Raw genomic sequence first — 13,109 nt, 5'->3', positions numbered from 1 at the left:
ATCTGTTCCCGGAATTTCCGGGGGGCTTTGTTGCGTCCTTAAAGTAATCCTTACCTGATTGTCACTTTTAGGCGTTGATTCCATGTTAAGTTGTCAGCGTATTTATTTAACATTCTGACTTTAAAACCAATTATGAACAGCGATCTGAAATTTTCAATCAAGAGCAAACTATTTATTGCAGTGTGCCTGACAGCTGCTATCTGTGTCAGTCTGCCGTTGGGCTTTGCCTATCATTTGCTGAAGGCCGATCTGATGGTGGATTCACAGAACAGCGTGCGTGAAAAGATGGAGCTTGCCAGACGGATCTATAGAAAGAGTGACGGTGCCGGAGTACAGAGCCGTGTAGAAGCTGTGTCCGGCATGCTGGGAACAGAAGTCGGGTATATTTCTGTCGATGGTAAAAACGCCGTACAACCTTCTTGGGCTGTCGGGGATTCCATTTCATTAAATGATGCTCAGATCAGGAACGCGGAGGGTGCTCAGCCCGGATTGCAGCTGCATAAAGACCCTTTGGACGGTAAGGAGTTTATGCTGGGTGCTGTGAAGGTCGCTCAAGGCGTGGAGTCTCCGGCGGGTTATCTGGTAATCAGGGAGTCCCTGCACGGGCCGGAAGAAAGAATGGGTATGATTCTCAAGGTGTTTTTCTGGGCGCTGCCTATTGTGGCTCTTGTCTGCTACGGGGTAATCCGTTTTGTGACCATGCAGCTCAGTTCATCGGTAGAGTCCATGGTCCGTACTGCCGAGGCTGTGGGACAGGGTAATTACAAGCGCAGGATCAGGTCTTTCCCGGATAAGGAGTTCATTCCCCTTGCCAACTCCATCAACTGGATGGCTGCACGTATTGATGAGCATGTCAGTACTATCACCGGACAGAGGAACAAGATTCAGGCTGTGTTCAACGGTATGTGGGATGGGGTTATGGTTTTGGACGGCAGTTGCCGTATCTTGAGTGTTAACCGGGCCTTACAGGATATTTTTCCCGGTATTCAGAATGATTTGGATCGCACCCCTCTGGAAATTATCCCCAGCCCTGATCTTTATGATGCTTGCAGGGAGGTGGTTGGCCCGGAAGGGCCGGAGGCCACAACAGTGCAGATCGTTTTGCCCAACGGTCGGGTTTACGATGTGAATATCGTCCGTTCTCCGCATACCTCAGAGCCGGGGCAGGGGCCGGGAGCAATCGCCGTATTTCATGATATAAGTGAGATCAAGCGGTTGGAAACAGTGCGTCAGGATTTCGTAGCCAATGTATCCCACGAACTGCGTACACCCCTTACGTCCGTCAAAGGCTATGCCGAGACCCTGCTTTCCGATCCTCCTCCGCCGGAATCCATACAGAAAAATTTTCTGGCAACAATTGAGAAGAATGCCAACCACATGTGCAAGATTGTTGATGACCTGCTCAATCTTTCAAGGCTTGAAAGCGGACATGAAAAGGTTGAGCTCATGCCTATTGATCCTACCGATGCCTTGCGTGAAGCATGGGAAGCCTGTTCCGGGCTTGCAAAAAAAAGAAAGGTCGATCTTAAGCGCAGTTTTGAAAAAGGCGATTTCACCGTAATGGCAGATTCTGGTCAGCTTATGCAGTTATTCAGGAATTTACTGGAGAACGGCATTAAGTATGGGCCTGAGGAGAATCCGGTAATTGTTGAGCACCGTGTGCGAGAAGGGCGCTTGCAGTTTGCTGTAATTGATTCCGGGCCGGGGATTCCCGCAGCGGATCAGCCACGTATATTTGAGCGGTTTTATTCTGTGGAAAAATTTCGGCGCAATGAGTTCGGGTCTACCGGACTCGGTCTTGCCATCTCCCGGCATATTGTTTCCAACCACGGTGGTGAAATATCCGTGCAATGTCCTCCGGAAGGTCATAGACAAGGCACAGCCTTTGTTTTCTCCCTGCCTCTTATGCAGGCAGTTAGTTAATGTGCTATCGCGCATTTTGATGGAAATAATTTGCCTCCGGCGGCTTAAACCCTTTGAAAAGGGTTTAAGAATCCCAAACTTTATTCTTAGGTTTCGTCGCTTTGTAATTAAAACTGTACTGTATTCGACGGCTGTGTATTTATGAGGTCGCTGTTTTTTGTTTTGCGTCATTATATTGGTGACAATGCGAATAGAGAAAGGGTAGATTTCGTGCAAACTTAGGGGGAGGTCCGGTTTGAACGAAAAATCCAAAGCAGTGTTTCTCATGGCTGCCACGGCCCTGATCTGGAGTTCCGGCGGGCTGGCTATCAAGCTGGTGGACTGGAATCCTATGGCAATTACCGGGATGCGCAGTGCTCTGGCTGCTTTGACTCTTGTGATTCTCTTCCGGGGCCGTTTAAAATTCGGATTTTCACTTGTGCAGTTGGGAGCGGCCGCAGGTTATGCCGGACTGCTGATCACCAACGTTGCCGCCACCAAACTGACCACCTCCGCCAATGCCATTCTGCTGGCCTACACTGCCCCGGTCTATGTTGCATTGCTTGCGCCGTGGTTCCTTAAGGAGAAAACCAGTCGTAGCGATTGGATTTTCATTGCTGTAACCGTGGGTGGTATGGTTTTGTTCTTCCTTGATAAGCTTTCGCCTAGTGGACTTTGGGGTAACATCATCGCCGTAGTCACAGGTATTTCCTACGCCATATTCACTCTTTGCATGAGAGCCCAGAAATCTGCCTCCCCGGTTGAATCCGTGATCATGGGGCATCTGCTAACAGCGTGTTGCGGATTGCCTTTCATGTTCAGCGCTATGCCTTCAGCCGGAAGCTGGATAGGGCTTATCTATCTAGGAATTTTTCAGCAGGGGATATCCCTCGCCCTATACACATGGGCTATCAAACGTCTTGGTGCACTGGAAGCAATTTTGATTATGACTCTTGAGCCGATCTTCAACCCGATTCTGGTAGCGGTCGGCTACGGTGAAATTCCCGGAAAATGGGCTATAATCGGCGGTCTGGTCGTTATTCTGTCTGTTACTGTGCGGGGTGTGTGGCCGTTCTTGCGAAAAAAAAATCCTTACAGCCCGAAATAATTACCCGCTGCTCCCACTGCGCTGCCGAGAATAGCCGACATTGAGATGATGATCGGAACTGCTTTCTTGTCTGTTTCTGCAACAAGAATGATGATGGGCAGGGTTGTTAGGACGGCAATGGTCATTCCGTTGGCCCAGCCGGATAATCCGAAGAGGGTTGTATTTGGTATTAATAATCCCAGAACCAGCCATTGTGTGAATGCGGAACCGATTGCAAATACACCAAGCCGTTGCTTAATCATCGGTGTAATATCAATAATTCCGGCTACACAACCTATAAGCAGAGCGAGGAGTATTTCATTCATTGAGTGTTCCTTTGGTTTTGGTGTGGTCACAAAAAAGAACCCCGAAAGTTAAAACTTCCGGGGTTTCTATTTAAATCGCTTTTTTGCTCTTAAGCAGCGGCTTCTTGATACCGTACTTGGCGAGCACTTTCTTCATTGCAGTGGTGGAATCCGGCGTTCCGGTATGACGGACAAAAACACGGTACCATGTGCGGGTGCCGCTTTTGCCGGACTCTACATAAGAGTCGAGGCCGCTGGAGACGAGCTTGTTGGCAAAGCCCTCTGCCCGTGCGTTATCACCGAAGGATGCAGCCTGATATATATAGCTGTACTGCGGTTCGTCCACTTCAACGGGATTATCGATTTCTACCGCAGGTTCCGGCTCGGCTTGCTTCACTTCAGCAGCCTTTGCCGCCACCTGAACTTCTGCTTTTGGTGCAGGCTGTTCTGTTTTTGCAGGTTCAGCCTTTTTTACCGGCGCGGCCTTCTTTTCGGCCTTGGCTACTTCCTTTTTCGGTTCTTCCGGTCTTGCAGCAGGCTCAGGCTTTTTCTTGAGCTGGTCTATGTAATCCAGCTCTTCGGGCTTGAGTACTCCACCTTTTACTTCTCCGGAAGCGTTGTTCTGGCTGGGCAGCATCATGGCTATTTCGGGTACATCCTTTTCAGGTTGATAGCCCCGGCCCAGCAGGATCCCCAGCACAAAGAAGGCGCACAAGGCCGCAACAGCCCCGGCACACAGCCCGATTACTTCGGGCATGGTGAAGGTAAAGGTAAATGTCTTTTCCTGAGTGGGAGCAGTCTTCTTTTTTCTGGGTGCAGCCATTTGGAACTCCGGTTTATTATTACATGCTTTCGGGAGCAGAAACACCAAGCAGGCTCAGGCCGTTGGCAAGTGTTCTTGCAACTGCCTGAAGCAGAACCAGTCTTGCAGCGATAACATCTTCGTCAGCAGAAAGGATGTGGTGCATGCTGTAGAACCTGTGCAGGGCGCTGGCGAGATCGCGCAGGTAGTAGCTGATTACGTGCGGGCTCATGTTTTTACCTGCGTTTTCAGCTACGTCCGCGAACTGGTCCATGAGCTTCATGAGGTTCAGTTCTTCCGCATTGGTCAGGGCGGAGAGCGGTGCTGCATCAATTGCGGGAACTGCGATGCCCTGATCAGCGGCTTTGCGCATTACGGAGCAGATACGCGCGTGGGCATACTGTACGTAGTAGACCGGGTTATCCATGGTCTTCTGCTTGACCAGCTCAAGGTCGAAGTCGAGGTGGCTGTCACTCTTTCTGGAGAGGAACATGAAGCGGGATGCGTCGCGGCCCACTTCGTTAACCACGTCTTCGAGGGTTTCAAATTTACCGGCACGGGTGGACATGGCAATCTGCTCACCGCCGCGCAGCAGGTTAACCAGCTGTACGAGGATTACATCAAGCTGTCCTTTTTTGCCGAGAGCTTCCACTGCGGCCTGCATGCGGGGGATGTAACCGTGGTGGTCTGCGCCCCAGATGTCGACTACAATGTCGAATCCGCGTTTGTATTTGTCATCGTGGTAGGCGATGTCGGAAGCGAAATAGGTCAGGTCTCCGTTGGACTTGCGCAGTACGCGGTCTTTGTCGTCACCCAGTTCGGTGGACTTGAACCAGAGCGCGCCGTCTTCTTCGTAAGCCATGCCGCGTGCCTTGAGGTCGGCGAAGGTTTCTTCAACCTTGTTGGCGGTTACGAGGCTTTTTTCGGAGAACCATACATCGTGGCGTACATCAAAGGCCGCGAGGTCTTTCTTGATGCCTTCAAGGATTTCATCCTTACCGTATTCGCGGCATATAGCGATGGCTTCGTCATCACTCATGTCGAGGATACCGGGATTGCGTTCCAGTACTTCGGCGGCGAGGTCCTTGATGTATTCACCTTTGTAAAAATCTTCGGGATCAGCAATGTCGCGGCCTTGAGACTGCTGCAGGCGGACCCAGATAGAGGTGCCGAGGATGAGCATCTGACGACCGGCATCGTTGACGTAGTATTCTGCTTCCACGTCATAACCGGTGAATTCGAGGATGCGCACAAGGCAGTCACCGAGGGCGGCACCGCGACCGTGACCGATATGCAGCGGTCCGGTGGGGTTGGCGGAAACGTATTCCACCTGAATTTTGGTGTCCTTGCCGATTTCGCTGCGGCCGTAGTCCTCGCCTTTGGTCAGAACTTCGGGAATGAGATCCTGCCAGAAGGAATTGGAAAAAGTGAAGTTGAGGAAGCCCGGTCCGGCAATATCAACTTTCTCGATGTATTTGTCTCCGTCCAGCTCGGACTGAATGGTTTCCGCGATAGCGCGGGGATTCATTTTGGCCTGCTTGGAGAGCATCATGGCGATGTTTGCGGACATATCGCCGAATTTTTTGTCTTTGGGAGGCTCGATAACGGCCTTCTCCGGCCATTCCCAGCCCTTGGCTTCAAGAATGGAACCGAGTACGTTTTCAAGGTGTTGTTTCGCTTTCATGGTGGATCAAAAATCTCCTTAATAAATTATGATGGCAGTCCTGCAGGATCCGGCAGACTGTTTATCTGTTATGTAGGCATGCTTCGCTTATCATCTTTCGGTGCGGCTTCCAAGTGCTGTGTTGGGGGGCTGAAAAAATTCAGACGGCTGATAAAGCACCATCTGCGTCGTTGCTGCGAAAAAGGCTGAAATTCACGTATAGCAGAATACGCTTCGTTCCATCCCTTTCCTTGCGTCTAGCATCTGGCAATTTCTTAGCCGTCTGCTTTCAGATGAGTTTGTGAAAAAACGAATCTACATTGCCTTTTTCCCTAATACAGCAAAATATGGCCGCATACAAAGGAGAATATAAATTGGATACTGAATTTGATACAGTCATAAACCGTTTTCAGAAAATCAGTTACACCATTCCGTGGAACCTTTTTTTGTTGACTGTCGGGGGTTTTATCGGTGCTTTAGCCATTAAAGCGATGATTATCCCCAATGCTTTCCTGCCCAGCGGAATTTCCGGGTTGGGGCTGCTGTTTTATTATATTTTTCCCCAGCTCAGCTCCGGGCTTTGGATTTTTCTGCTCAATATTCCGGTCTTCATGGTCGGCTGGTTTTGCATCAGCAGAAGATTCTTTTTTTACAGTCTGTACGGACTTATCTCTCTTAGTGCTTTTATTGAGCTTGTGCCGTGGACAATTACATTTACCGATAAATGGCTGGCTGTACTTGCCGGGGGCGTTGTGCTGGGCATAGGTTCCGGGATTTCGCTGCGTTCGCTCGGTTGTAGCGGCGGGATTGGAATTTTGCAGATTCTCGCCCGCGAAAAGCTGGGTATAAAGGTTGGACAGTTTTCCATGGCTTTTAATGCCATCGTGCTCGGAGTCGGTACGATCTGGCTCAATCTCAATGATGTTCTTTATTCGCTGGCAATGATATACGTTGCTTCAGCCGCAATTGATGGAGTGCAGCGTTTGTTCAACCAGCGAAAACTGGCTCTGATCATCACCACTTATCCCGAAGATGTTGCCGGGGCAATCATGGCTAAAACGGGACGTGGAACTACCCTGCTTAATGCCAAGGGCGGCTATACCCGGCAGGAAAAGACAGTTATTCTGACCGTGGTCGATTCCTTCAGGATCAAGCGTCTTGAAGCAACGGTTTTCACCATTGATCCGGCAGCCTTTGTCATAATCGAATCAACTTTCAGCGTACTCGGAAAAGGTTTTTCCGTGCCGAGGTAGCTATGAGCAGAACAATTGCGCTTCTGACTGATTTCGGACTCGATGATCCTTATGTGGGCCAGATGAAAGGGGTGCTGGCTGATCTGGCACCCGACTCGCGGATAATAGATGTCAGCCACGGGGTTGAACCGTTTTGTATTTCGCAGGGCGCATTTTTCCTTTCCGGGGCGATGGAACATTTTCCAAAGGATACGGTTTTCATCACTGTAATCGACCCTGGCGTTGGCAGTGCCCGCCGGATCATCGCCGCAGAGTTCGGAGGGCAGATTGTGCTTGCTCCGGACAACGGAGTCCTTGAATTGGCGGAAGCCCGTTTTCCCGGAACAATGATTGTTACCGATCTCAGCGAATCCGCTTCCAAGATTCACAGTTCTGCAACCTTTCATGGCCGTGATATCTTTGCGCCGCTGGCTGCATCCATTGCAACCGGAACCTCTCTGGAATCCCTCGGCCCCAAGCTTCCCCTGCGTGAAATTGTACGTACCGGAATCAACAAGCCTGTCTGGATTGCGGATGGAGTAAATGCAACCATCCTGCACAAAGACCGTTTCGGCAATCTTGTTTTGAACATTCCTGATACCCAGACCCTGCCAGAGCGCATGTGCATCCCCGAAGAGCAGCTACTCTCCGGCAATGATGACGGCTGCGTTAAGCGGGTCTGCTGCTACGCAGAGCTTGAAACAGGGGCCACCGGCCTTTTAGCCGGAAGCCAAGGCTATTACGAGCTGGCCCTGAATCGCGGAGCAGCCTCGGAAATGCTCGGCCTTGAGCCGGGGGATGTTTTGACTTTGAAATGGAGTGCCCAGTGCGACCGGGATTAGTAAGAGATTTTTTAATTACCCTCGGTTTCATGACCCGTATCGGTCCGGTCATGGAGATTGAAGCTGATGATATAGGGCGTACTGTGAAGTGGATGCCCCTTAGCGGGTTGGTGCTGGGTGCGGTTATTGTGCTTCCGTTCTGGTTGGGGCTGTTTGCGGGCAAGTTCTGGATTCAGAGTTGGCTGACTGTGGCGGCATCTGTTTACCTGACCCGTGGGCTTCATTTTGACGGCTTTGCGGACATTGCAGACGGGGCCGGTCCTTATCCCGACCCGGAAAGGTTTTGGAAAATTATTAAGGATAGCTGCTCCGGTGTGTTCGGAGTTTTGGCTTCGGTGCTGGCTGTGGTGGGGCAGGCGGTTTGCTTTTTCTATGTTTATGAAGCCGGGACTTATGGGACGGTAATCTGGATTTTCGTGCTCGGCAGGCTTGGTAATGCGCTGATGAGTATAGTCGGCAAACCGCTGGCAAGGCCGGGACAAGGCAGCTTATCTATGCGCGGTGCAGATGGACTTTCCATTGGAATAGGGGCTTTAACTACAGTCCTTGTTGGAATGTTTGCGGTCAGTCCGATGGTGCAACTTCTGGCTTATGTTTTTTGCGGCGGCGCGATTTTGTTTTTGTTCAGGTTGGCGAAACGGGTCAACGGAGCTAATGGAGATTTTCTCGGGGCGGCGGTGGTACTTTGCGAACTGGCCGGACTGCTGGCATTCTGTGCATTGAATTGATATAAGGGCAAAACAATAAAAACAAGCATAGGGATCTGCATGGACAATCTGCCTACATTGAAGAAATTCGGAGAACAGCTGGACCTTCTAAAGCGGCTCATCAAAGAAGAGAACGGGGAACAGGCTGATTTCATTGCCCAGAATCTGTATGAAAATTATGCCTATGCCCGTGACGGTTTTCTTTCACAGGAAGATGAAGTTCTTGGCGCTCGTCATGATATCTCTAAAAAAGATGAACGAATCAAGTCTCTTGAAGGGAAACTTAAAGAAGCCTACAGCGTCCATAATTCTGATTTTCAGCTTTTTGCCAAGTTCGGCAGGGCCCTTCAGTATGTGAACGGTCTTAAATCACTTTCCGGCCTTTCTGACATGCTGACCGGGGTAGCGCAGGAGCTTGGTCTGGGCCGTATTGCTGTGGTTCTGGATCGGGAGTTGTGTAAGGGGATGCCCTGCCCGGAAATCCCGACTTTTTATCTCAAGGGTTGCATGCGCTATATTGATGCAACCTTGAATAATGGTCCCAACCGTGTTTTTCTCGGTCCTATTTCACGGATGATGCGTCCGGATGTTTTTTTCGGGGACCCGGAAGTAGGTCCGGAGATGGGTGGTTCCTGTTTCGCCTTCGGGATGATTGATAAGTACAACCCCGGGAAACTGATCGGTTTATTCTCCATCCATGATCCTTCGGAAGATCGTTTTCATCCTGAGATGGGTACGGATTTTCTTGAGTATTTCTGTAGTTCCGTGGCCTCGACTATTATCGATGTTATTAACCATGAGAGGGGCGAATTACTTCGTGTTGATGTCGAGCGCATCACCAGACATGATTTGAAGACCCCGCTCAATGCGGTGATTAATATTCCGCACCTGCTGATTGCTGATGAAAGTGATCCTGAAAAGATCGAGCTGATCAAGAATATTCAGGATGCCGGATACCGCATGCTTGGATTAGTCAACAGGTCTTATGATATTTACCGCATGGAGACGGATTCTTATATTCTGGATCCGGAAAAGGTTGATGTGCTGCCATTGATAAAGCGCATTGCAATTGATCTTCAGGATATGCTTAAGAGTCGTGATTCTGAGTTTCTGGTGTTCATTGATGATAGCGAAGTTGAGGAAAATGCTTCTTTCTTTGTTCGTGGTGAAGAACTGTTGCTTTTCTCCATGCTTTGCAATTTACTTAAGAATGCTATTGAAGCCAGCCCGAACGGGCAATCGATAACCGTAAAGCTCAGTAGCGGGGAATTTCCACGCATATCCATTCATAATTTCGGGGAAGTTCCGGCCGCTGTTAGAGATATTTTTTTCGAAAAGTATTCCACTGCGGGAAAGAGTGGTGGAACCGGGTTGGGAACTTATTCTGCAAGCCTGATCGCCAAGGTACACGGCGGTTCCATCAGCATGGAGTCCGGCCGGGAAGGAACAACCGTTGCTGTTGATTTCAATCCTGCATCAGCGCGGGGAGGAGATAGGCAGCTTGAAGGTGAATTTTGATCCGCTGCCTGGAGTTGATTCAATACTGAAGCTGCCGCTGTGGTTTTCAGTGATAATAAAATAGGAAACTGAAAGCCCAAGACCTGTACCTACCCCTTTGGGCTTGGTTGTGAAGAAAGGTTCGAAGACCCTTTTGCGGATATTTGCGTCCATGCCCGGGCCGTTATCGGAAACAGATACAGCCACGTAATCCCCTTCCTGCCATATTTTGATTTCAATTTTAGGGTTTTCGCAATTGTATTCCTGCATGGCGTGGGCGGCATTGCCTAGAAGATTTAGCATGACCTGCTCTATTTCAGTAGTCGAGCAAATTACAAATGGCAGGTTTTCCTGATAATTTTTAATGACATTAATTTTCCTGAAGTCATATTTCTTCTTAAGGTCATAATCCTGTTCCGCAAGGGCAACGGCACTGTCTGCCAGCTCATTTAGCTTGCATGTGGTGCGGTGGACATCAGTCTTGCGGCTGAAGTTGAGCATGTTGGAGATGATTCCGGCTGCCCGGGTTGCGGATTGCCTTACGCCGGAAAGTATTTTTAGTATGCCGCGTTCTTCAAGATAGTCGTTGACCGTTTCTAGGGAAATATCCAGCTTGCGGGCGACCTGTTCATTTTTGGCCATACCGGGGCGCAGCCTGCGTTCTATGTTCTGGGTTCCTTGCAGTATTCCCCCTAAGGGGTTGTTGATTTCATGTGCCATGCCTGCAGCCAGCCCGCCCACGGACATCATTTTTTCAGTCTGGATCATCATTTCTTCAATGCGGACATTGTCAGTAACATCATCAAGGCGGATTACTGCACCGTCATAACCGTCACTGATCAGCGGATAGATCGTGATGTTTTCATATCGTGTTTCATCGTTAACCACACGTGGGATACGTATTTTCTGTTCTGTTTTACCATCGATAATTAGCTGTCTTACCTTCTTTATCTCTTTATCCAACTGGGGAAATACATCAGAAAGCAGCCTGCCGGAAACCTCTTCGAATTCCTTGCCACTGGAGGCGGTTGCTCCTTTGTTCCAGAGGGTAATCGCTCCAGCCTTGTCTACGCCCACAAGTATGGAGGGCATGGAATCAATAATATTCTTTTGGTGGTTGCGCAGTTTGATCAGTTCCTGTTGTACACGGGCGTGTTCTTTTATCTTAATTTCCAGCTGGCGGTTGCTGGCTGAAAGTTGGCTGTTCCCGTCTTCAAGAGCAGTCAGGAGATGTTCTTTCTCCTCAATTCCTGATTTTATGGATGCCAGCATTTGACTGATTACTGTACCTAAATCCCGAATTTCTCTGGGACCTTCCTGAGGTATTTCAGAAGCGGAGACCCCTCCCTCGCGGATAGCACGGGCAGCGGCGGTGAGTTTCATGAGCGGTTGGGCTATTTTGCTGGAGAGTATGGCGGCGAAGAAAAGAGCCAGCGCGAGCACGCCTATGGAAAGCATGATTATTTCCTTTCTGAGGATAAGGCCCGGCTTTTCCAGATCATCCATATAGGCGGTCGAACATATATACCAATCCAATGGTTCGAAATACTTAATAAAAGCACGTTTACGGAAAGTAAACTCTCCTTTGTTGCGCGGAGGTTTATCCCATAAATATTCCATTATACCGTCAACGTGAGCAGCATTCTTGAGCTCTAGAAAGAGTGGGTTTCCTGTTTCGGGGTTTAAGAGTTCAGCTATGGGGATTGATTCGTAAACAGGGTGGATAACCAGTTCCGGTTTACCGGAGAATAGAAATATGTAGCCATGCTTGCCGATTTTGGTCTTCTTGAAGCTTTCCCGAAGCTCCTGAAGAACAGCTTTAATTCGGACGTTTACTTCTTCTTCAATGTCATCAATGTAGACACCGGAACCGACAATCCAGCCCCATTCCTTGAATAGTTCCACATAAGAAAGTTTCGGCTGTTCTTTACTAAACCCATTTTTTGTGGGCTTGGGCCAAAGGTATTCTACGAAACCAGACCCGAATTGCGTGCCGATTTCGCGGAAGGTTACAAAGAGGTTCTCGTTGCTTGCTCTGACTCCTTTGAATCGGGGATCATCCAGAATCTTTCCGTCCAGATCGGGCATTGTCGCATGCATGATCATTAGAGGGATGGGAGTAGTGGTGTCGTTAATCCATATATATCCGGTGCCGTCATCGTAACGCATGTTCTTCAATTGTTCGATGCTCAGTCTCTTGGCTTCTGCTTCAGATATGAGCCCCTGCTTATACTTATTGTAGTTCAAGTGAATCAGGTCGATGGATATGCCCACAATGTTCTGTAATTGTTCCTTGCGGGAGGCAATGGCATATTTTTCTGAAAAAACAATGCTTTGATATTGATTATTTACTTCTTGGTAGACAGCGTCCACGATAGCTTGAGCATGGGCGAATTCGGATTCCATGACAGACTCGGTTACCGTGCGCTGGGCAAAGTAAGTCAATCCGGCTGTAGTCGATATGACCAGTCCGGCTGCAAATAAAAGCAGGATTGCCTTCATGGATTTGAACATTATCCTCCCTCGGCCACAATACTGGGATTCTGATTCTCCTGTTATGAATATAGCATAGTAATATGATGTGGTAAATTTATTTACTATCCGGGAGGAACTGTTTCTTAGTTGAGATCGATGTAAAAGGAATCCTGCGGACCACTCAGGAGTTGAAAGGAATCAGCTTTGATGCGGATAATTGAATTTTCAGGGCCGAAAAAAGCGTCTGCGATTGCCGGAGCAGTTCCGGCAATTGCAGACTTAATGGTTTTGATTTCAGCGTCATTAGTAACCGGGACAAAAGTACCTTTGACGGTGAGAGCCTTTATTTCATGGCGCCTGTCGGATAGTTTTCCATCCCGGTCATCGATAAGCAAGCTGACCTGAGCATTTTGGGACAGGTTTTGCCATTTGCGGCTTTTCCTGCTGCTGACCATGTATATCTCACTGCAATCTGCAGAGCTGGCATAAGCCATGAGCGAAGTGTGAATACCATCGCTACCTGAAGTTGCCAGAACAAGGATATTGCATTTGCGGATGAGTTCCTGACAGTGAGTTAATTGTTGGCCATTTTTCATA

The 13,109-nt window shown here is 49.1% G+C and carries 11 protein-coding genes; 6 read left to right on the top strand and 5 right to left on the bottom strand.

The features are described 5' to 3' along the window. Positions 1–132: 132 nt before the first annotated feature. Together DESAL_RS18815 and DESAL_RS18810 are read left to right on the top strand one after the other, a co-directional pair. Positions 133–1,923, top strand: coding sequence for a HAMP domain-containing sensor histidine kinase (locus tag DESAL_RS18815; protein WP_015853556.1), 1,791 nt, complete (start codon positions 133–135; stop codon positions 1,921–1,923). 235 nt (positions 1,924–2,158) lie between these two features. After that, complete coding sequence (locus tag DESAL_RS18810; protein ID WP_015853555.1) at positions 2,159–3,010, top strand: DMT family transporter; 852 nt, start codon at positions 2,159–2,161, stop codon at positions 3,008–3,010. Here the strand turns inward: DESAL_RS18810 and DESAL_RS18805 are convergent. The 3 genes from DESAL_RS18805 to argS form a co-directional block, all read right to left on the bottom strand. Then, positions 2,995–3,315, bottom strand: a complete 321-nt coding sequence (locus DESAL_RS18805) for a hypothetical protein (protein ID WP_015853554.1) — start codon at positions 3,313–3,315, stop codon at positions 2,995–2,997. The genes DESAL_RS18810 and DESAL_RS18805 overlap by 16 nt on opposite strands. Positions 3,316–3,385: 70 nt before the next feature. Further along, entirely contained in the window at positions 3,386–4,117 is a 732-nt protein-coding gene (locus tag DESAL_RS18800; protein WP_015853553.1) for an SPOR domain-containing protein, read from the bottom strand. A gap of 19 nt (positions 4,118–4,136) precedes the next feature. Continuing rightward, positions 4,137–5,780, bottom strand: coding sequence for an arginine--tRNA ligase (argS, locus tag DESAL_RS18795; RefSeq protein ID WP_015853552.1), 1,644 nt, complete (start codon positions 5,778–5,780; stop codon positions 4,137–4,139). A 353-nt stretch (positions 5,781–6,133) separates the two neighbouring features. Here argS and DESAL_RS18790 point away from each other — a divergent pair, with 353 nt between their 5' ends. From DESAL_RS18790 to DESAL_RS19945, 4 genes are read left to right on the top strand one after another with little or no spacing between them, the layout of a single operon-like run. Then, entirely contained in the window at positions 6,134–7,012 is an 879-nt protein-coding gene (locus tag DESAL_RS18790; RefSeq protein WP_197528769.1) for a YitT family protein, read from the top strand. A gap of 2 nt (positions 7,013–7,014) precedes the next feature. Further along, positions 7,015–7,833 (top strand): SAM hydrolase/SAM-dependent halogenase family protein, encoded by an 819-nt coding sequence (locus tag DESAL_RS18785; RefSeq protein ID WP_015853550.1) that lies wholly within the window; start codon positions 7,015–7,017, stop codon positions 7,831–7,833. Next, positions 7,818–8,561, top strand: a complete 744-nt coding sequence (locus tag DESAL_RS18780; RefSeq protein WP_015853549.1) for an adenosylcobinamide-GDP ribazoletransferase — start codon at positions 7,818–7,820, stop codon at positions 8,559–8,561. The genes DESAL_RS18785 and DESAL_RS18780 overlap by 16 nt, the downstream gene beginning before the upstream one ends. A 39-nt stretch (positions 8,562–8,600) precedes the next feature. After that, positions 8,601–10,058 carry a sensor histidine kinase gene (locus tag DESAL_RS19945; RefSeq protein ID WP_015853548.1) on the top strand — a complete coding sequence of 486 codons (1,458 nt, stop codon included), beginning with the start codon at positions 8,601–8,603 and terminating at the stop codon, positions 10,056–10,058. Here DESAL_RS19945 and DESAL_RS18770 read toward each other — a convergent pair. Further along, a complete protein-coding gene (locus DESAL_RS18770) occupies positions 10,017–12,551 on the bottom strand; it encodes a cache domain-containing protein (protein ID WP_015853547.1) in 2,535 nt (844 codons plus the stop codon). The genes DESAL_RS19945 and DESAL_RS18770 overlap by 42 nt on opposite strands. A 104-nt stretch (positions 12,552–12,655) precedes the next feature. Beyond that, positions 12,656–13,108 (bottom strand): pyridoxamine 5'-phosphate oxidase family protein, encoded by a 453-nt coding sequence (locus DESAL_RS19940; RefSeq protein ID WP_015853546.1) that lies wholly within the window; start codon positions 13,106–13,108, stop codon positions 12,656–12,658. Between the last annotated feature and the right edge of the window lies 1 nt (position 13,109).

Origin of the sequence: Maridesulfovibrio salexigens DSM 2638, assembly GCF_000023445.1 — a bacterium.
Taxonomy (GTDB): Bacteria; Desulfobacterota; Desulfovibrionia; order Desulfovibrionales; family Desulfovibrionaceae; genus Maridesulfovibrio; species Maridesulfovibrio salexigens.
The sequence above is the reverse complement of the archived record's forward strand: the minus strand, read 5'-3'. Positions and strand labels throughout refer to the sequence as shown.